The following is a 20,325-nucleotide window of genomic DNA, read 5'->3' on the forward strand; positions in this document are numbered from 1 at the left end:
CAACCTTGGCAAGGTTGCGCTCTACCAGCTGAGCTAGTACCGCATCACAATTAACTCATACTTTTAGAAAGTCACAACCAAGGTTGCGTCTCTCAACGAGGCAGCTGAGTCACTACTGCATCATAACGTAAGCGCTTTGTTGAAGTGCTTACGGGGAGCGGATTATAAGGAGCTTTGAAATCAATGCAAGTATTTTTTTTACTACAAAAACCGTTCGCTCACAAAACAATCAAAGCACAGCCTAAAACGTAAAAAAGTGTTTCTTGTAATGCACTAATTCAGCAATAGATTCACGAATATCATCAAGGGCTAAATGAGTACCTTGCTTTTTAAAGCTTTTAACCATGTCAGGAGCCCAGCGGCGCCCTAGCTCTTTAATTGTACTCACGTCGATATTGCGGTAATGGAAAAACGCCTCTAAATCGGCCATATGTTTAACCATAAAACGGCGATCTTGGCCAATACTGTTGCCACACATCGGTGAGCTACCAGCAGGAACCCAATCTTTTAGAAAGTCTAACGTCATCGCAACCGCATCCGTTTCGCTCAATGTACTTTCCTGTACTCGTTTAACTAAGCCTGAACCTGTATGCGTGTTAGTACACCAATCATCCATTTTATTCAGTTCAGCTTCAGATTGATGAATAGCAATCACCGGACCTTCAGCCAGAATATTCAACTCACTATCAGTGACAATAGAAGCAATTTCAATCACCTTGTGTTGCTCGGGATCTAAACCCGTCATTTCTAAATCGATCCAAACAAGGTTATTTTCATTCGTGCTCATCATTGTCTACCTGTATAAATGCAGTAATTTAATCATAATATCTGTATCATACGCCCTTTCAGTTTCGAGACAAACCAAAGGTATCAAGTGACCAAAAAAAAACGCTTAAGCAATAACCAAGCAAGACGAGTCAGAGCTAACCAAACCAAGCGCTTAAAAACCACTGAAATCGAACAGTTGGACGAGTCGCTCCTTGGTCAACCGATTCAAGGCGTGGTTGTTAGTCGTTTTGGTCAACATGCTGATATTGAAGATGAGCACGGTAACATTCAGCGTTGTAATTTACGTCGCTCTATTAAATCTTTGGTGACGGGCGACAAAGTGGTTTGGCGTCCAGGTAATGAACAACACCAAGGCTTAAATGGCATCATTGAAGCGGTGCATCCACGAGAAACCGTTCTCACAAGGCCTGATGTATACGATGGCATTAAAGCCATTGCCGCCAATATTGATCAAATAATTATTGTCTCGGCAGTTCTCCCTGAGTTCTCAACTAACATCATCGACCGTTATTTAGTCGCCTGTGAAGAAACAGGTATCGAACCTGTTATCCTGTTAAACAAGGTCGACCTACTTGACGATGACGCTTTTGCTGAACTAGATAAAACACTGCAAATTTATCGTGATTTAGGCTATGACGTATTCCTTAGCTCAGCTCATGAAAAGTCAGGATTAGACAATATTCAAGGCTTACTTAAAGACAAAACTACCATTTTTGTAGGTCAATCTGGCGTCGGAAAATCATCATTGGTCAATGCACTAATGCCTGAAGTAGCGGCCACCATTGGTGATGTATCAGAGAACTCAGGTTTAGGCCAACACACAACTACTACAGCACGCTTGTATCACTTCCCTAGCGGCGGCGATTTAATTGATAGCCCAGGAATACGTGAATTCGCCCTTTGGCATTTAGAGCCACAACAAATTTTTGATGGTTTTGTTGAGTTACGAGCCCTTAATGGCTTATGCAAATTTCGTGACTGCAAGCATAAAACCGACCCCGGCTGCGCCGTTGTCGCCGCGGCAGAAAGTGGTAAGATCCACCCCATGCGCTATCAAAGTTATTTACGCATCACCGATGCCATGGCTGAGAATAAGCCAACTCGCGTGATCCCAGAGCATAAACGTTAAAATAAATCGGTGGCAGCGGCGCAAACACGCATCGCCACACTCATTATTTGAATTAGAAGTAGGACTATCCAGTGTTAGATCAGCTAAAAATTGCCGGCCAATACCTTTTACCTAAGCATTTACTGTCGCGCTTACTCGGCAAACTTGCTAGCGCCGAAGCGGGCGGTTTAACCACCTTTTTGATTGAAGCTTTCATCAAAAAATACCAAGTAAATATGGCTGAAGCCTTAGATAGCAACCCAAGTAATTACAAAACCTTTAACGACTTCTTCACCCGTGCGTTAAAAGAAGACGCTCGCCCTATTCTGGCCGATGAAAACCAGTTATCGATGCCTGTCGATGGTAAGGTGAGTCAAGTGGGTCAAATTACTCAGGGCCGTATCTTCCAAGCGAAAGGCCATGACTTTAGTGCTCGCGAGCTGCTTGGAGGTTTTGATATTGACGTTGCGCCATTTGATGAAGGCAGCTTTGCAAATATCTATTTAGCCCCAAAAGACTACCACCGCATTCATATGCCGGTGGCAGGGAAGCTCGAAAAAATGCTGTTTGTACCCGGCGACCTATTTTCGGTTAATCCTCTAACCGCTGAGAATATACCTAATTTATTCGCGCGCAATGAACGCGTGGTCGCAATATTTTCTACCGACAAAGGGCCACTAGCCATGGTGCTAGTCGGCGCAACCATTGTTGCCAGTATTGAAACCGTGTGGGCAGGCACTGTGGCTCCCGCTAACGGTAAGCAAGTACAAGTTTGGGATTACAGTGAACAAAACATTACCTTAGAAAAAGGTGAAGAAATGGGCCGCTTTAAGCTCGGTAGCACCATTGTTGCTCTATTCCCGAAAGATACAGTAACGTTTTCAGAGCACTTGACGCCGGGCGCACCAACGCGCTTGGGTGAAGTGTTTGCAAACTATCAATAACTTAAAGCTAATCGAGCAGGAAAAAGCAGTGCCAAGTAAAGGATTGTTATCGGTACACATAGCAGTCATTTTACTTGCAGGCACCGGGCTATTTTCACAACTGGTGCCCCTACCTGCCCTTGATATCACTTTCTATCGCTGCCTCGTGGCTTTCGTATTTTTAGCCTTAGTATTAAGTTTCACCGGGCAACGATTTCGTTTAAGAAATAGCAAAGACTATCAAACCGCAATAATTTTGGGTGTGTTAGTCAGCTTCCACTGGGTAACCTATTTTTATGCCATGCAATGGTCAAGTGTGGCCGCAGGCATGATCGCCCTTTACACTTACCCCGTTATTACCGTCCTCATCGAGCCGTTGCTGTTACGACAAAAACCCAAGCTAAATGATGTTATTTGCGCCTTGATCGTGTTGCTGGGCATAATACTGATGCTGCCACTGCAAAATCCACTTAGTGACGCAGGTCTGGGCATTTTATTGGGTGTGTTTTCGGCTATGCTATTTGCCGCTCGCAATTTACTCTACAAGCACAAATTTTCGCAGTATAACGGCCCTCAGACCATGCTCTATCAAGTATTAGTTGGCTGCATACTGCTGTTACCTTTACTACTTGTTAATAATCAAGGAATGAATTGGAGCCTACCAACATCATCTAGTCTGCTGTTACTATTGCTGCTAGGGACCCTATTTACCGCCTTACCTCATACGCTGCTAGTTACGTCTTTACGCTACTTAACTGCATCAAGTGTGGCACTTATCTCTTGTTTGCAACCTCTATATGGCATGATCTTAGCTGCACTTATTTTAGCGCAAATGCCAACTTGGCAAACATTGTTCGGCGGCGCCCTCATTCTTTCGGGCGCCCTTTATGAAACACTAAAAAATCGTAACCGCTAACCCACTCTCACTTTAAAGCAATAATTAGCTGGTCTATTATCAGGTTGCCAAAAATGAAAAGGAATTAGATTTGAAATCACTCTTCGTCTCATTACTACTTTGTCTGACTCTAATTTCTAACGCTTTTGCCGCTTCCCCCGATAAGGCGTTATTGCAAGATAAGCTTGACGCCTTAGCAAGTGAGCCGGAATCAAGTGAAAAGTTAAGCTTGCAAGACGCTTATCAAAAAACCATTGATTACCTTGAACAAGCGGAAACATTTTCGAGTAAAGCGCGTCAATACCAGAAAGTCATGGATGATTTTCCATATCAATCAAACTTGCTACAAAAACAGATCGATGAATTCAAGCCTGAGCAATATGCAGACCCAAGCAATTGGTCAAAAACCGCACTTGAAGAAGAATTGGCAATGCGCACCTCGCAATTATCAGGCTTAAAACGCAAACAACTAGACAAGCAACTACAAGCGGAAGAAATCGAGCATCAACTATCAGGTTTTCAACCTAAAATAGATACGCTGCGAAATGAATTAGTCAGCTTACAACACAAGCTAGATATTCAAAAATTCAGCGCGCAAGACGATCCTATCTCACAAGCTTTACTGGTACAGAGTCAGGTTCATGAGGCGGCTTTATCAAATCAAATTTTAGCTCTCGAATTAGGCCAGCTTAGTGCCAGTAACCGTAATGAGCTATATCGCTTAGAAAGTACTTTACTCAACCAAAAAATTACCGCGCTTCAAGAATACAGCATCACACTACAGCAAGGCCTTAGCAACATACGCAAACAAGCTACCGAAGATGCCATCGCAAAGGGCGAAAAAATCGCCCAAAATACACAAATTACCTCACCACTATTGCAAATGTTACTCGAGGAGAACCAAGGCTATAGCGAGCAGCTCAATGCTCTAACTCAAGACATGGAGGTTACCTTACAAACACAAGCCCAAGTGGCTAAGCAGATGGAGGAAATTAACAATGCTGTCAGCAATATTCGCGAACAGGTTGAGTGGCTAAAGGTGTCTAATGCCTTTGGTGAGAATCTTAGAGCACGTCTTACACAATTGCCGAACCCTCCTCCATTAGAGGCAGCCGAACAAACAATTGTAGAAGCGCGACTAGCCAAATATGCCTATCAGCAAGCTTTGGACCCTCTACAACATTTAAACGAAGCAGCCAGCACTTTTCTCGAAGATAGCAAAGAAACCCTCAGTAGCACCGAACAAAACGATCTTCATGCCCTACTCGGCGTGCGTAAACAACTGTTAACACAACTGCTATCAGTAAGCGAAAACTACATTTATGAACAAGCTAAATTAAAAGTCGCCTATAGCCAAATGAGCTCTAAACTAGGCCAAATTCGCGATATCGCAAGTCAATACCTATTTTGGACCCCCAACACTAAAGCCATCAATATTAATTTTATTGCCGATACGCTGGCATCAATCGCTTGGCTATTCGCGACTAACAACACGCAACAAATACCATTTGCTATCCAAGAAGCGGTAAGCGAATACTGGCTGTTGTACATAGTTGGTTTTTCACTACTACTATATTGCTGGTACTTATCCAATCGCTTTTTCCGTCCTTACCTAAAGAGCAGTGCCGATCAAGTAGGTAAAGTAACAAGGGATAAGTTCAGCTATACCTTTAACAACGTCTTACTTTCAGCTTTATTAGCACTTCCAGTACCGCTACTCATTGGTAGCATGGCTTTTTTACTCGACTCTAGCTGGCAGTATCCTTTTGCGCAAAATATCGGTAATGCGCTTTATCCTTTTGCTATTGGTCTGTGGTGTTTTTTGCTGGTAAAAAATATGGCAAGAAAAAACGGCTTGTTTATTGCTCATTTTAAATGGGCACCACAACGAGTTGAACAAAACTTTAGCTACATCAGAACAATGGCATTTATTGCCCTACCCTGCTTAGGATTTTATAACTTCACCACCGGCTTTGAAGAGTTGGTGGTTTATTCCAGCTTAGGCCGTCTAGCATTCATTACTTTAAACCTCTCTCTAGCTTGGTTTTATTGGCAAATCTATCAAGAAAAGTTGCCATTAACTTATAAAAATAAAAACCGCAAAGATCCTCATTTATTGCATCACGTGCTTTGGCCTATTTTAGCTATAAGCCCAATAGTAAACGTACTAGCCACGTTAATGGGCTATTTCTACACAGCCCATGCACTGCTAAAACAGGTACAATTTTCAGTGCTTGTTGGCATGGTATTTTTACTTAGCTATTTTTTAATTCATCGTTGGATGTTCATTCAAAAACGCCGCTTAGCCTTTGATCGAGCAAAAGCCAAACGAGCAGAAATACTGGCCCAACGCGAAAAAGAAGATCAAGGCGATTCAGGCAAGAATGAAGGCATATTGGAAAACATTGAAGATACAGTGATCGATCTTGAAACCATTAGTGCACAATCTTTAGGCCTATTACGCACCGTATTAACCCTCAGCTACACCCTACTGCTTATATATCTTTGGGCACAGATTTATTCTGCTTTTTCATTTTTAGAGGGAGTAACGATTTGGAGCTCATCTTCCAGCATTAATGGCATCGACACGCTCAATCCAGTCAATCTGCAGGATGTCATTTTTGCAGTATTTTCTATTTCAATTATGTTTGTAGTGGTGAAAAATTTACCCGGCGCCTTAGAGTTATTAGTCCTACAACATTTTGATTTAGCCCCTGGTACCGGCTTTGCCATTACCACTCTTACCAAATACATCGTTATTCTCGTTGGAGTGTTGGTCGGCTGTGCCTTTCTCGGTGTTGATTGGTCGAAAACCCAGTGGCTGGTTGCAGCATTAACCGTTGGCTTAGGCTTTGGTTTACAGGAAATTTTCGCCAATTTTGTTTCTGGTTTAATCATCCTGTTTGAAAAACCCATTCGCATCGGCGATACCGTCACCATCCGCGACTTAACCGGCACCATCGCCAAGATTAAAACCCGAGCCACAACGATTATCGACTGGGATCGAAAAGAAATTATTGTGCCTAACAAGGCCTTTATCACTGAGCAATTTATTAACTGGTCACTTTCCGACCCTATTACTCGAGTGATCACTAAAGTAGGCGTCGCTTATGGGTCAAACACCCAACAAGTAACACGAGAGCTTTATGCCGCAATAAATGACTGTACTTTAGTGCTTGAAACGCCCGCACCAGAAGTTTTCTTTGTCGGTTTTGGTGACAGCACATTAAACTTTGAGACGCGTGTTTACGTTAATGAAATGGCACATCGAATGCCCATGGCCCATGAATTATATAGCGCGATAAACACTCGCTTTAAGGCCGCTGGTATCATTATTGATTACCCGCAACTCGACATTCATATTAAGGATGGCATGCCCGATTTTGACCAAAAAAAATAAACCAATGTTTAGCTAAAGAAATGTGCATCACAGCAAGCTAAGCCTACCTAATAATTGGTAGAGTTTATCCCTGAGCTACTATAATTAAGGTCTGCATATGAAACTATCGAAGAAGTTAATCAACACGCTAGTTTGTTTCAGCGTTCCATTACTTATTTTAGCGCTACCCAGTGAGCTAATGCCCTTGCCTGAGCTCACCTTGGTACAACACCGCATTATCGCGATTTTTGTGCTTGCCGCTTTGCTGTGGATCTTAGAGCCTGTGCCTGTGTTCGCCACTTCCATTTTGATTATTACCTTAGAAGTCGTCATGGTTTCAGATAAAGGGCTCAACTTTTTCAGCCATGATTCAGCCACCACACCCCTTGGTGAGTTACTCAGCTACAACAGTATTTTTGCTAGCTTTTCATCACCTATTATCATCTTGTTCATGGGCGGCTTTGCTCTCGCTATTGCCGCCTCAAAATTTGATTTAGACACCAACTTAGCCCGTGTATTACTTAAGCCCTTTGGCCGGCAAATACATTTTGTCATGCTTGGCTTAATGCTCATCACAGCCATCTTCTCCATGTTTATGAGTAATACCGCCACGACTGTCATGATGTTAGCCATTCTAGGGCCTATTGTTGCAACCGCACCAGTTGGTGACTTAGGCGCAAAAGGGTTAGTACTTGCTATTCCCATTGCGGCGAATACCGGCGGAATTGCCACACCAATCGGCACACCTCCGAATGCCATTGCGCTGCAATATTTACCCGAAGGCGCGGTTACCTTTGCTCAATGGATGATGGTAGGCTTACCTTTTGTTCTGATCCAACTCACACTCGCGTGGTTTCTACTGCGTTACATGTACCCAGCTAAAGAAAAAGAACTTCCACTAAAACTAGAGGGCACATTTTTACAAACGCCGCGCGCTTGGGTGGTCTACCTCACATTTGGCTGCACGATTTTATTGTGGTTAACGACGCAACTACATGGCATGAATGCATACGTCGTTGCCATTATTCCCCTCGCAGTGTTTACTTTAACTGGCGTTATTAACAAGCAAGATTTAAAGCTGATTAACTGGGACGTGCTCTGGCTTGTAGCGGGCGGGATCGCCATGGGCATGGCCCTTGACACAAGTGGCTTAGCCGTTAAATTAGCCAGCAGCATCGACTTTGCCAGTATGAGCACTTGGTTAGTAATTATAAGTTTATCAGTGACTTGTTATATGATGGCGAACTTTATGTCTAACACTGCTACCGCCAACTTAATTATGCCCATTGCCGCTGCGGTAGCGACCACCCTGCCAGCAGCAGCCCAAGGTGGCGGCATAACACAGCTGTTAATGGTAGTGGCATTTTCTTCCTCGCTGGGTATGATTTTACCCGTTAGTACACCACCAAACGCCCTAGCTTATTCAACCGGATTTATTGAAACCAAAGATTTACTCAAAAGCGGCGGCATTGTAGGTATAATCGGGCTAGGATTAATGTATCTTGGTCTATATTTATTCTTTTAGCGCACGCGGTTTTCCCCTTACTTACAGCTATACCCAAGCAACTCTAGCCACATATATTTTACCGTTGTTTGGGTCACTTACTATGTTGTATCTATGGTTAACCAAATCCTTTACCTTAACCAAAATTGTCTGTTTATTTCTGCTATTTAACACCTAGCAAGGCTTCGCCGCACTAGTTGATCAAGACATTAAAACCTTTAGTCAAAGTCTTCATGGCTTAGCACCTCTGGTAAAGCGGCGCAAAACCGAGTTCTTACTCTAGTACCAGTCAATGGCTGTAGCATCACCACAACACACCTAGCTGAATACATACGCCAGCTTGGTATCGAACAACAAGTAGCCACACAACACGGTTTTACTGATATACCCACTTGGTTAAATATTGGTCACAGCATAGCAAGTGCTTGGCTTAGCTATCACTTACATAGAGAAAAGCTGAGTGCTTTTGCCGCACATTACATTGAAGAGTACACCCAACAAACAGAGCTAACCACGCAACAGCAAGCAAATATGGAAGAGATGATCCGAGCCGAAACACAATTATTTGCCAGCTTTCAACCGCAATACCCAGATATTGAAGTAGTCAAACGTAACCAGCTGATAATTGAACAAACAATTAGAGAATTACAACAACTTGTTAAGTAAAGCATAATAAGCCGCATAAAAATGCCAAATACATGAATAAGGCAACACACTCATGTTAGACATCGTATTATTCTAAATCTACTATATATAAATCTTAACTCACTCAATATTTGCAGAATCATTAACTTAGTTAAAACCTTTAAATAAAAATAAATAGAAGGATTTTAGGTTTATGGCATTATCAATAAAACAAAAATTGCTGATTGCCGTTACGGCCATCATTTTGGCTATAACGGGCTTACAGATTTGGTTACTTAGTAGTCAAATGACCAATCAAACACTGACTTCACTAAAAAGCCATCAAACCAGTTTAAGTGAATCAGAAGCCAATGGCATTGCATTCTGGCTAAACACTAAAAAACGAATTTTAGAAGCAGCAGCCAACACCATAGCACAAGGCCAAAGCCCCTTACCTCAATTACAAAATGCCGCCCAAGCCGGCGATTTATCTCTTGCCTATTTAGCCACTGTCCAAGGTGAGATGATAATGAGTAATCCAGAAGAGACGCTACCCGAAGGGTATGATCCTCGAACACGTGATTGGTATAAACAAGCGCAAGCTGCCAGCCAAACGATCGTGACCCAGCCTTATGAAGATGCCAGCAGCGGTGAGCTGGTTATTTCACTATCAAAAGCATTTACTAATGGCGTTATCGCAGCGGATGTTTCAATAGACGAAGTAGTGAAAAACATTGAAGGGCTTAAGCAGGTTGGTAGCTTTGCCATGCTGACCAATAAAGAAGGGGTTATCGTTGCCCACCCTGACAAAAGCCTAACCCTAAAAAATATCACTAACTTAAACCCAAAACTGTCTCAAAGTGAGCTAGCGCGAATTGCTAGCGAAACCACACTGAGCCCAGTATTAATTAACGGCCAAGAAAACTTTATCAATGTTCAAGCTATCGCTGATTCAGATTGGTACTTCATTGTTATTTCAGAAAAAGAACATGCATTACAAGCAGTAGGTAAGCTGATATTTGATTCAATGATCACCAGCATCATTCAAGTATTAGTCATCGGTGCCCTTGCCCTGTTCCTATTAAACAAGTTATTACAACCTTTAGGACAACTTGTAAGCGCCCTTGAAGATTTAGCTTCTGGTGATGCAGACTTGACTAAGCGAATAGCCTTCGCCCGTAATGATGAAATAGGCATGTTAGGTAAAAGTGTTGATGCATTTGTCGACCGCTTACACGTAATGGTCACCGACATCGTTGGTACCTCGGAACACTTAGCGACCGAAGCGAAAGCAGCAAGCACCGCGGCCCAAGTCTCTAGTAAAGAGCTGTCGGTACAACAAAGCGAGATATCACAAATAGCGGCGGCGGTTCATGAAATGTCTGCTACCGCCACTGAAGTCGCTTCGAACGCAGAGCAAACCGCCAGTGCAGCGAAAAGTTCAGCAGATAGCTGTGATGAGGGAAAACACATCATCGCACGTAACCAAAGCTCAATTGAAAGCTTAGCAGCAAATGTTGAGGATGCAGCAGGTATTATTCAAGAGCTTGAAAAAAACACTCAAGATATCAACGTCATTCTATCGACGATTCAAGGCATAGCCGAACAAACCAACTTATTAGCCCTTAACGCTGCGATTGAAGCTGCACGAGCTGGTGAACAAGGCAGAGGCTTTGCTGTTGTAGCCGATGAAGTACGAGTGTTATCACAGCGCACCCACAGCTCCACTGTTGAAATTCGCAATATGATTGAAACCCTGCAGCGCAACACTCAAAACGCAGTAACCACCATGAATGAAAACGAGGGCTTAGCTAAAATGGGCGTTGAAGATGCCCATGCAGCAACTAAAGCATTAGAGCGAATTACCGAAAGCATTACACATATCAGTGATATGGCGATTCAAATTGCTAGTGCAGCCGAGGAGCAAAGCTCTGTAACAGAAGAAGTAAGTCGCAATACCCAAGCCATTAAGGATGTCTCAGATCAATTAAGCCATGAAGCAGAAACCTCTCTAGCTCGTGCCCAAGAGCTTAATCAAATTTCAACTCATTTAAATACCCAAGTAGGCAGTTTTAAGGTTTAATCTGGTTATCACTGAGTGGCGTGCATTTTAATGCCGCCACTTAGAAAAGTTTTACAAACTCCCACCTAGCTCAAATTAAACCGAGTTCACTGTTTATATACTCAACATACATCAAGCAATTAAAGTATGTTATGAGACATTACGCCATAGTATGTATTCACAGCGATGCGAACCTACTGCTCAATATGCAACTTAGCTTAAGCAGCTTAGCATCGCATTTTCATATCTTACTGTTTCGTGACGTGCAGCAAGCGAGTACTCATTTAACAAAAGATCAGCCTATTGCAATGCTGATCAGTGAACTAAGCCTACAAACACAGGTTTTTTTAGTCGCTCAAACGCAATTGCATTCCCCACCAAAATGCTTGGTATATAACCCTAATGATCCCGCATTATTGATTAACCTTATAAATCAGGGCAGAGTCGACCAGGTTCTCACTGCCGATCAAGTAAACCTGGAAACAGTTAAACGACAACTAAGCCAATTTTTGCAACAGAAAGATGAAATGCTGGCTCATTACGCTGATGTGTTAGATACCACTCAGCTAAAATCGGCTTCTATTCCACTGCAAGGGCAATTTTTAGATTACAGCCTGTATTCAGATAGTGAGTTATCTAACTTAGTCATCAACGCCCTATACAAAGTATTTAGTAACAATGATGAACACCATGTTTGTCGGAGATACAGCAAGAACCATTTGCTTACCCGAGAAGGTGAGCATAACAATGCCCTTTGGTTCATCGCCGATGGCGAAGTGCAGTTAAAAAAACATATTGCGGCAGGGCAAGAGCAAGAAGTCACCATAATGCGCGCAGGCTCTATGGTCGGCGGCATGTCCTTTATTACCGGTGAGCCCGCTTTTACTACCAGTATCACTTTAACGGGAACCGAAGTGATCAAACTAGAAAAAAGCCAATTCGCAACCCTAATGAAATCGAACAGTGAACTACTTGGGCCATTCACCCACTTATTACTCAGAAACTTTAATCGCCGCTTACAAAGTAGCATCATTACCAAGTTAAAATTACAATCCACCCTGCAGTCACTTGATGCCGCTCATGCACAGCTAGTTGAAACCGAAAAAATGGCTGTACTTGGGCAACTAGTAGCAGGTATCGCCCACGAACTAAATAATCCCGTCGCCGCAATACTGCGTGGTGCCGACACCTTAAAACTAAAAGTCCCCAGCTTAGTCTCACAAGAAATTAGCGCCAACTTACGCCAGCTCGGCGCGGCTACGTTAAACAATGCAATGAAAATAACGCCCTTATCAACTGCCATTACTAGACAAAAAACTAAAGCTGCCATTCCGCTGTTTGGCTCAAATGCCTTGGCGCGCAAAGCGGTGCAAATGCAACTCGACAGCCCCGAGCAATTTGCTCAACATTTCGCCCCCCTTGGGTCTGAGTTAGCAGCAACCATCCAACAACTCGATACCTATTATTTAGTTGGTAACTTTCTCCGTAGTATTGATGTTTGCGCTAAAAGAATCGCAGACCTAGTAAAAGGGCTTAAGCATTATGCTGGTCAAGATATCGAGCAAGCCGTCTTTTCCGATTTACATGAAGGGTTAGAAGAAACCTTAGTGATCTTTGAAAACAGGCTAAAATCTTATCAAGTGATTAAAGAATATGGTGAGCTACCTCAGGTTCAATGTCACCCGATCGAATTACAACAAATTTGGACTAATTTGATCGCCAATGCTATCGACGCCACTCAAGGTGAGGGGGAGATCAAACTTCACAGCTACACCATAAGCAAACAGCAAAAAGATTTTGTGTGTATCAGCATTGAAGACAATGGTATTGGCATTCCTGAAGATAAAAAGGCGCGAATTTTTGAGCTTAATTACACCACCAAACGAGAAGGTAATTTTGGCCTAGGCATTGGCCTTACCGTTTGTCAGCAAATTGTAAAACGCCATCATGGCGAGATAAAGGTCATTAGCAACAATGAGGAACAATCTCACTTCACTCGGTTTGAAGTGTATTTACCCGTAATCAACCCCGATATTAAGCAGCGTTCCAGAGCGGAAAATGAGCAGGAGGCGTGATGAATAAGTACGTTTTACTATGTGTTGACGACGAGCGCGAAGTGCTCGACAGTGTATTAGCCGACCTTGATACCTTAGGTGACTTGTTCGATATTGAAGCTGCGCAAAGTGTCGAAGAAGCAAGAGAGCTATTAACTGAAATGCAACAGAACCAACAACAATTAGCATTAATACTCTGTGACCATATGATGCCCGGCACTCAAGGAGTCGACTTTCTTGTTGAGCTTAACCAAGATAAAACTCATAAGGCAGCTAAAAAATTACTGCTTACCGGCCAAGCAGGGCTTGACGCCACAGTAGAAGCTGTCAACCATGGCGGCTTAGATTTTTACATCGCCAAACCTTGGCAAGGAGATGAGTTAGTTGCCCATGTACAAGAGTTACTTACTGATTTTATATTAGAAAATGAGCCTGACCTGATGCGCTACGCCCGCGGCCTTGACGCTGAAAAAATATTTAGTGCAATCCATGCTAGGCGCCAGAGCCTATAACTACCGCTTAGCAGCAGGGAACCAAAAAGGCCCCCTAAAAATGGCTTAAATTGTAATCAGTTAACTTCTGCCAATGCTCAACAATCAAATTGTTGAATTCGGCTGATAAAAGGTATGATAGCGCGGATATGTCCAGCGAATTAAGTATGAAGATGAGTATCCCGTTCTTTTTTGAAGCCGCAGAAAAGCGATTAGAACTACATTTAAAGACAACTACTAACACAGCTGAGAAAGTTAATTTATTGCAATACACAGATGATTTCTGGCAACATCAGCTTAATCATTGTGGCGCAACAATTCTTACTCAGCTAAAAAATCAACACTGTCATGCTTATGTCTTATCGGAATCGAGCTTATTCGTTTTTCCACATCGGCTAATATTGGTGACATGTGGAAATTGTCCATTAGTGCAGACGGCTACCGCCCTGATTGAATATTTTGGCGTTGAAAACATCACTATCCTAGACTTTGAACGCCAACAAGAGCAGCAACCACAATATCAACTAAGCCAATTTGTACAAGATGCCCAGCAGCTGCATGCCAAGCTAGGTGGTGCAGGCCATAGTCAAAATAGAAAATTTAGATATTTCACAGCGACAGCAGCACACTCAACAGCAACCAGCGAGAAACTACAGTTATCTAAACTAAAAGGGCCACATATTGCCGCTATTCAGAAAGGCCTGTTTAACAAATCAGAGCTACAACACAAATTAGGATTAAAGCAATTTGCAGCAAATTATCACCTGAATGATTGGTTATTTGAACCAATGGGCTATTCAGTGAATGGGCTTAATGGTAAGCAGTACTTTACTTTGCATTTAAGCCCAGAGGAAGAGTCTAGCTTTCTCAGCTTAGAAACAAATGATCGCCAGCTATCGCAGCGCTTATCGTCTTATTTACTGCAGCAGTTTTCACCACTACAGTACAATACCACCTTAGCTAATTTGCAACGGCACACAGTGGCAGTAGATTAAATACCCATTCCACTTAAAGTGTTCATTAGATTACGAATTGCTTGACTAAGCTGGGGATGAGCTTGCTCAAAGTTAAGTAACTCTACTTCTAGCTGCTCTTCAACTTGTTGCTGAGGTGAATGACCCGTTTGAATGGCGAGGGATATTTCATCCGCTACTTGCCGTAAATTAGCTGCTGTGCACTCATCGGCTGGAAAAGCCTGCTTAATAGCTTGATCCAACTGCTCTAGATCTTGCGTTAGTTTTTGTTTCATCTTCTAACTCCTCAACCAGATATTGTTTCTATCATAGCTGTCAAATAGAATAAAAGTCTGCGACTATTCACAATAATAGGATTCACCTCAACTAACAAGACAGAGTGCGGTAATGCCCACACATTTATGCTCTAACTCATGCTTAAATATTAGCTAGAAACGCTATCATATACCCTTTAATTAGCTTCATTTGATCAATCGCCATAAATAAAACTATCAACATAGGTCAAAAAACATTGTTTATTTGTTTGAAAATAATCAAAAATAGTAGGTTCTTACCTGAGGGAGAACTTGGCTTTCCCTTTACTTTGTTCGATGAGTCCAGAAGAGAGCACTAAAGTGAGCCTGACATCAAAACCATCTGCAGATCGTCCCCACTTTGTAAAGTGGTTAACGCCACTGGTGATCCTCGGACTCATGCTATTACTTAGCCTGTTTTTCTCGATATATCAGCTTAACTACAATAAAACCTTACAAATACAAAACTACCAATTTCAAAATAATGCAATGGCGCAACGCTTAAGTGTCGACTTAGAGCAAGGTAATGTCGGTAATGCTGTTAACCAAACCAATAACCTAGTCCAAGATAAACGCATTACCAAGATGGTTATTTTTGATCAACAACTCAATCAAATCCATTCTTGGCCTTTTAGTCAAAAAACACCGCCGCCAAACTTAAACCAAGATACGTCATTGCTGCAAAAAGACTACTGGCTAAAACAAGATATTGTTTTTAATGACAGGATAAAAGGCTATCTATACACGCAAATTTCTTTTGAGGATGCATTATTTCATGCTCAGAAGAGCCTCTACTTTGGTTTTGTGCTTAGTTTATTATTTACTTTCTTAAGCATGTTTTTTATTTCCTGTCATCAACGCTTCTATCGCCAATTTGTTCAACAGTTGGCTTTCCTGATGCGAGAGTTTAAACCTAATGCTGGCACCCACCCAAAAGCACACAAATACTACCCACTGGAAATGTTTCAACAGGATTTTGAAGCATTATTACAAGAAGTTAAAACCAGAGAAATGTATCAAAATGAAACCGTGGCTCAACTAGAGAAGCGTAAAGCCTTTGCTGAAACCATCATAGAAACGGTGCAACATAGCTTAGTGGTACTGGATAAGACTTTATGTATCAAACGCGCTAACCAAGCTTTCTATAATTTAATTGAAGATCAAGAAGATGATATTATCGATCTATTCTTGCCTGAGTTCATCCCGCAAATTTTGGAACAAAAAAATGATCTCGAGCTCATCTTTAGTGGTGAACACAATCAATACAGCAACCAGTTGACGCTGACCGTCAACAACAAAACAAAACATATTCGCTTTACAGCTACCCGCCTCAATCAAATAGGCCATGCCAGCCAATTACTGCTAGCATTAGAAGACATTACCAGCGAAATAACATCCGCGAGACAAACTCAGTTAGCCGCAAAAATGTTCCAAGCGAATCGCAACGCCGTATTGATTTTAGACCGCCGTAATTTTGTGCAAATGAGCAACCCAGCCATGCTCAAATTACTTCAGCTGCAGAATAAAAAAACGAACCAAGAAATCAGAGGAGAGCTACAACAAATTATCCCTGATCCGCTCCAATTAAAGATACTAAACAATATTCTCAGCCAACCGAAAAATTGGCAGAGCAAAGAAATGTTAACTATCAATAATGTGAAAATTCCATTCGAAATTAACTACACCGCGATTTTTGATAAAAGAGGAGAAAAAGAGTACAGCATTTTACAACTTATCGATCTGCGAGATAGCTATCAAATAGAGCGACTAGAGAAGCTAGCCTTACATGATGAACTAACTGGCCTACCTAATCGCGCTCACTTGATGCAAAGCTTAGAGCGCACTCAAATAAACCATCAACATAAACAGCAAAACTACGCTGTCGCCTTTTTAGATTTAGATGGCTTCAAACAAGTTAATGATACCTATGGTCATGATGCGGGTGACTTGTTACTGCAACAAACTGCCAAACGCCTGCGTGACAATATTAGGCAAACCGATCTTGCCGCACGACTAGCAGGCGATGAATTTGTACTGGTATTAAAACATTGTCATAGTATTGAAGTGTTACAAAAGCTAGCACAAAAACTTTTGACCGCACTCACCCAACCTTGTCGTAAAGGAAAGGCTGAGTTTTCTGTATCTGCAAGTATAGGTATATTCTTTGTAACCCGTGATACCTTGCATATGGACATCAACCAGCAACTGAAGCTGGCCGACGAGGCCATGTACCAAGCGAAACAAGCGGGTAAAAATCAGGTTATTATCCGCTAATCAGATACAAGCAAAGGATAACAGGCTACTCTTATTCGATATGCTCATCATCGACTTGTTGGCCCTTTATTTTTTGAATCCCCCAAATATAAAGAGGGAATGCAATAATCATGACTCCTGCAGTAGCAAGCCAATCTAACTCAGGATCTGAAATAAAGCCTTGTCCAGCATAAATAATGACTAATACCGCTAGCCAGTAAGCAATGCGTAAAACTTGTCCGAAGTGAGAATCTGTTACTTTTCTTAATCGCATAACACCTTCCTATGCACGCTCAACAGGGAACGCTATCACTTGCTCAATATGCTCAGCACCTAAAGCAAGCATAATTAAACGATCAACCCCCATCGCCACCCCAGCACAAGGAGGCAAGCCATGCTCTAAACCCGCTAACAATAAATAATCAATTGGCATTTCAGGCTTACCTGTTATTCGGCGCAGTGCATTATCCCCCTTGAAACGCGCCAATTGCTCTTTTGCGTCAGTTAACTCATGAAAACCGTTAGCAAGTTCAATCCCCTTATAATAAACCTCAAAACGCTCTGCTACCCGGTTATCAGGCTCATGCAGTCTTGCTAGCGCGGCTTGAGAAGCGGGAAATTGATAAATAAAACAAGGTTCATCTTGGCCAATCTGTGGCTCAATCACCATACAAAACAGTAATTGTAACAAGGTGTCACGACTGTTTTCATTGGCAGCAATCTCGCTAAAACCTTGTTCACTCGCCACTTGTTTTAGCTCAGCCAAGTCAGCTGCTAAGGGGTCAAACTGTAAACATTGCTCAAAAACTTGCTGGTAAGTTAAACGTGTAGCAACATCACAGTGTAAAACGAGGCGTAATAGTTGCTCAACTTCATCCATCAGTTCAAGGTCGTCAAAACCAGGCCGGTACCATTCCAACATAGTGAATTCAGGGTTATGAAAACGCCCCGATTCTTCATTTCGAAATGCCTTACAAATTTGGTAAATTGGGCCAGCTCCCGCTGCTAATAATCGTTTCATATGAAACTCGGGAGATGTTTGCAAATACAAGGTTTCGCCTACGGCCGCTCCTGGACCAACATATTGACTTGTAAAAGGAAATAAATTGACGTCGGTAATGCTTGCTTGACTCATGGCTGGCGTATCGACTTCAAGTACATCTCGCTCAGCAAAAAACTGGCGGATTTGAGCCATTATCTGCGCCCGCTGTGCCAACGCCGACATCGATGTAGTTGGAAACCAGTTCATCCTTTATCCTTATATATATGAACGCCAAATCCGATCGTCAAACTAATGTGCGTGCTCATGTTCGTGTTCATCTAGGCTGACACCAAATCGCGTAAATAGCTCAGCACTTGGGCTTTGCTCATCTTCTGCGCCAGCCAAATAGCGCAAGTGCTCCCAAGTCAAAGCATAGGCTAACGCTAAACGTTGCTTACGTTTCAGCTTAAGGGTAGAAGTGGGTAACACTTGGCTGCCACTATATTGTTGCAGCTCTTCAATGGTATTAACAAAGCGCAATCCCTTTACTTGCAACCCTTGACGCACACGCCAAGACTGTTGCTCAAAATGCTGTAACACTGACCAAAAACGATAGCCTGTTTCTGCATCATTCAACTTAGCCGCTTGCTTGATATCATGTTCAAAAGAGCCTGATACTTTACCTTCTTTAATCAAATAAGCCGCTAGCTGCTCTGCTAAAAATGCCTTACCGACACCAAAAATCAGCTCTTGTGAAACGCTCGAGCCGTCTCCCATTGAATCAAAAAATTCCTGCCATGCTGCCATTTTGGTTCCTCATTCTATTTTTTTCCGCAATATTGCGCTGCTGTAAGGCCGCGCGCAATTGTGCGGGGCCCGTCACCTGATCAACAAACTGCTTTAATTGTACTTTAGTTTTTTCAAGTTGTTTAAGCTGTTGCTTTAGCTGTTGTTCAACAGGTGTATTACTATGGCCAAATCGTCGCCAAGCCCACATTTTAGGAGTATCCGCTATCAATGTCTGCTGGTAAATCTGACTTAATTGCACACCTTGTTGTTTTAGCCATGTAGCAAGGTCGTTAGACGTAACTTGATCAAAGGTGGTTTGAGTATCGCCATGTGACTGATACAAGCGTAACAATGTGAGTACATCGCGGTTTTTTTTCGCGTCAGCTAATTGTTGCATTAACACTTGTTTGACTTGCTTGTTTGTTTCATTTGGCTCTTTATCAGGGTGTAATAAGCTAGCTAAACGCTTATAGATTTTGGCGATTTTTTTATTTTTAAACAATCTGTCCGCCAGCTCAGTGTCATCCTGTTTATTTGCTGTGTCTTGGCTTTCACTGTCATGGGAGTCTTCAGCTTCCTTCCCTTGGTTGCAGCCATCTAAAACTGCTTGCAAGCCATCGGGTTGCGCCATTAATTCCAGTAGTAAGCCGGTATCAAATCGTGTCTCAACACCCGTTAGCTTTACGAGTAATTGCTGCAAATTAGCTAAGGTCTGACCATCTGGAATGCCACCTTTACGCTGACAATATCCCAAAAACGTTTCAGTAAGCTCTCGCCATAACTGTTGCTCTTGATCTTGAGGAATAAATACATGCTCACCCAATGTCGTGATATCTTGTATTAGCCAAGTAACTAGCGTCTGGTGCTCTTGGTCTACTAAGCTTTTGTCGGCAACAAAACCAATTAAATGGGTGAGTTGCTGACACTTTAGTTGCAACAAAGCTTGCTCAGCGGGCCCCAGTTCCTCCATAAAGCCTTGATAAATCAAATCGGCATCTTGCCCTAATTGCTGCTGGTGTTGAGCAATTTCAGATACTTGCTGAAGTAGCAATGGCACTTCTGGATCACTAAAACCGACCAATTCAGTGCTATTTTCAGGTATCGAAAGGGAGGCAGGGGCTTGAGGATCCACAACATTGGGCATAGTAAACTGGGCTTAACTTGCTGAGAAAAGGTACGTAATGGTAACGGAGAACTAGGTAAGA

17 protein-coding genes are annotated in these 20,325 nt (G+C 42.4%); 11 read left to right on the top strand and 6 right to left on the bottom strand.

Translation table 11 applies throughout. From position 1 onward, the window contains the following. Positions 1–241: 241 nt before the first annotated feature. The gene (gene orn, locus K1M91_RS08760; RefSeq protein WP_232801539.1) at positions 242–787 is read right to left on the bottom strand and encodes an oligoribonuclease; all 546 of its coding nucleotides are present in this window, start codon (positions 785–787) and stop codon (positions 242–244) included. A gap of 87 nt (positions 788–874) precedes the next feature. On the opposite strand from orn, the gene rsgA reads away from it, so the two are divergent. The 10 genes from rsgA to K1M91_RS08805 all read left to right on the top strand — a co-directional run bounded on the left by rsgA (position 875) and on the right by K1M91_RS08805 (position 14,824). Continuing rightward, the gene (gene rsgA, locus K1M91_RS08765) at positions 875–1,918 is read left to right on the top strand and encodes a small ribosomal subunit biogenesis GTPase RsgA (protein WP_232801371.1); all 1,044 of its coding nucleotides are present in this window, start codon (positions 875–877) and stop codon (positions 1,916–1,918) included. Between the two features lie 71 nt (positions 1,919–1,989). Beyond that, positions 1,990–2,841, top strand: coding sequence for an archaetidylserine decarboxylase (gene asd, locus K1M91_RS08770; RefSeq protein WP_232801372.1), 852 nt, complete (start codon positions 1,990–1,992; stop codon positions 2,839–2,841). After that, positions 2,825–3,736 carry a DMT family transporter gene (locus tag K1M91_RS08775; RefSeq protein WP_232801373.1) on the top strand — a complete coding sequence of 304 codons (912 nt, stop codon included), beginning with the start codon at positions 2,825–2,827 and terminating at the stop codon, positions 3,734–3,736. The genes asd and K1M91_RS08775 overlap by 17 nt, the downstream gene beginning before the upstream one ends. 70 nt (positions 3,737–3,806) lie before the next feature. Next, positions 3,807–7,115: a miniconductance mechanosensitive channel MscM gene (gene mscM / locus K1M91_RS08780; protein ID WP_232801374.1), complete on the top strand. Its 3,309-nt coding sequence runs from the start codon at positions 3,807–3,809 to the stop codon at positions 7,113–7,115. Positions 7,116–7,212: 97 nt separating this feature from the next. Then, positions 7,213–8,619 (top strand): SLC13 family permease, encoded by a 1,407-nt coding sequence (locus K1M91_RS08785; protein WP_232801375.1) that lies wholly within the window; start codon positions 7,213–7,215, stop codon positions 8,617–8,619. Between the two features lie 510 nt (positions 8,620–9,129). Next, positions 9,130–9,264, top strand: a complete 135-nt coding sequence (locus K1M91_RS21385; RefSeq protein WP_282561115.1) for a hypothetical protein — start codon at positions 9,130–9,132, stop codon at positions 9,262–9,264. 172 nt (positions 9,265–9,436) lie between these two features. Then, positions 9,437–11,305: a methyl-accepting chemotaxis protein gene (locus K1M91_RS08790; protein WP_232801376.1), complete on the top strand. Its 1,869-nt coding sequence runs from the start codon at positions 9,437–9,439 to the stop codon at positions 11,303–11,305. A gap of 131 nt (positions 11,306–11,436) precedes the next feature. After that, a complete protein-coding gene (locus K1M91_RS08795) occupies positions 11,437–13,359 on the top strand; it encodes an ATP-binding protein (protein ID WP_232801377.1) in 1,923 nt (640 codons plus the stop codon). Then, complete coding sequence (locus K1M91_RS08800) at positions 13,359–13,850, top strand: response regulator (protein ID WP_232801378.1); 492 nt, start codon at positions 13,359–13,361, stop codon at positions 13,848–13,850. The genes K1M91_RS08795 and K1M91_RS08800 overlap by 1 nt, the downstream gene beginning before the upstream one ends. A 128-nt stretch (positions 13,851–13,978) precedes the next feature. Further along, a complete protein-coding gene (locus K1M91_RS08805; RefSeq protein WP_232801379.1) occupies positions 13,979–14,824 on the top strand; it encodes an S-adenosylmethionine decarboxylase proenzyme in 846 nt (281 codons plus the stop codon). Here K1M91_RS08805 and K1M91_RS08810 read toward each other — a convergent pair. Then, positions 14,821–15,078, bottom strand: a complete 258-nt coding sequence (locus tag K1M91_RS08810; protein ID WP_232801380.1) for a DUF4404 family protein — start codon at positions 15,076–15,078, stop codon at positions 14,821–14,823. The two genes, K1M91_RS08805 and K1M91_RS08810, sit on opposite strands and share 4 nt — an antisense overlap. Positions 15,079–15,369: 291 nt before the next feature. On the opposite strand from K1M91_RS08810, the gene K1M91_RS08815 reads away from it, so the two are divergent. Continuing rightward, complete coding sequence (locus tag K1M91_RS08815; RefSeq protein WP_232801381.1) at positions 15,370–17,370, top strand: GGDEF domain-containing protein; 2,001 nt, start codon at positions 15,370–15,372, stop codon at positions 17,368–17,370. 31 nt (positions 17,371–17,401) lie between these two features. On the opposite strand, the gene K1M91_RS08820 is transcribed toward K1M91_RS08815, so the two are convergent. From K1M91_RS08820 to K1M91_RS08835, 4 genes are read right to left on the bottom strand one after another with little or no spacing between them, the layout of a single operon-like run. Continuing rightward, positions 17,402–17,623: a hypothetical protein gene (locus tag K1M91_RS08820; RefSeq protein ID WP_232801382.1), complete on the bottom strand. Its 222-nt coding sequence runs from the start codon at positions 17,621–17,623 to the stop codon at positions 17,402–17,404. Between the two features lie 9 nt (positions 17,624–17,632). Continuing rightward, on the bottom strand, positions 17,633–18,598 hold the full coding sequence (epmA, locus tag K1M91_RS08825) for an elongation factor P--(R)-beta-lysine ligase (RefSeq protein WP_232801383.1): 966 nt from the start codon (positions 18,596–18,598) through the stop codon (positions 17,633–17,635). A gap of 42 nt (positions 18,599–18,640) precedes the next feature. Beyond that, positions 18,641–19,138 (bottom strand): hypothetical protein, encoded by a 498-nt coding sequence (locus tag K1M91_RS08830; protein WP_232801384.1) that lies wholly within the window; start codon positions 19,136–19,138, stop codon positions 18,641–18,643. After that, entirely contained in the window at positions 19,113–20,264 is a 1,152-nt protein-coding gene (locus tag K1M91_RS08835; protein WP_232801385.1) for a J domain-containing protein, read from the bottom strand. Before K1M91_RS08835 ends, K1M91_RS08830 begins: the two co-directional genes overlap by 26 nt. Positions 20,265–20,325 lie beyond the last annotated feature (61 nt).

It is taken from the genome of Motilimonas sp. E26, from assembly GCF_021278025.1.
Classification (GTDB): domain Bacteria; phylum Pseudomonadota; class Gammaproteobacteria; order Enterobacterales; family CBDFNC01; genus Motilimonas.

Bases quoted from the DNA above. Each gene is read 5' to 3' on its own strand.
- K1M91_RS08835 (WP_232801385.1), bottom strand. From the start codon at position 20,264: ATGCCCAATGTTGTGGATCCTCAAGCCCCTGCCTCCCTTTCGATACCT.
- K1M91_RS08820 (WP_232801382.1), bottom strand. From the start codon at position 17,623: ATGCGATTAAGAAAAGTAACAGATTCTCACTTCGGACAAGTTTTACGC.
- K1M91_RS08805 (WP_232801379.1), top strand. From the start codon at position 13,979: ATGTCCAGCGAATTAAGTATGAAGATGAGTATCCCGTTCTTTTTTGAA.
- K1M91_RS08800 (WP_232801378.1), top strand. From the start codon at position 13,359: ATGAATAAGTACGTTTTACTATGTGTTGACGACGAGCGCGAAGTGCTC.
- K1M91_RS08795 (WP_232801377.1), top strand. From the start codon at position 11,437: ATGAGACATTACGCCATAGTATGTATTCACAGCGATGCGAACCTACTG.
- K1M91_RS08790 (WP_232801376.1), top strand. From the start codon at position 9,437: ATGGCATTATCAATAAAACAAAAATTGCTGATTGCCGTTACGGCCATC.
- K1M91_RS21385 (WP_282561115.1), top strand. From the start codon at position 9,130: ATGGAAGAGATGATCCGAGCCGAAACACAATTATTTGCCAGCTTTCAA.
- K1M91_RS08785 (WP_232801375.1), top strand. From the start codon at position 7,213: ATGAAACTATCGAAGAAGTTAATCAACACGCTAGTTTGTTTCAGCGTT.
- K1M91_RS08830 (WP_232801384.1), bottom strand. From the start codon at position 19,138: ATGGCAGCATGGCAGGAATTTTTTGATTCAATGGGAGACGGCTCGAGC.
- orn (WP_232801539.1), bottom strand. From the start codon at position 787: ATGAGCACGAATGAAAATAACCTTGTTTGGATCGATTTAGAAATGACG.
- K1M91_RS08810 (WP_232801380.1), bottom strand. From the start codon at position 15,078: ATGAAACAAAAACTAACGCAAGATCTAGAGCAGTTGGATCAAGCTATT.
- epmA (WP_232801383.1), bottom strand. From the start codon at position 18,598: ATGAACTGGTTTCCAACTACATCGATGTCGGCGTTGGCACAGCGGGCG.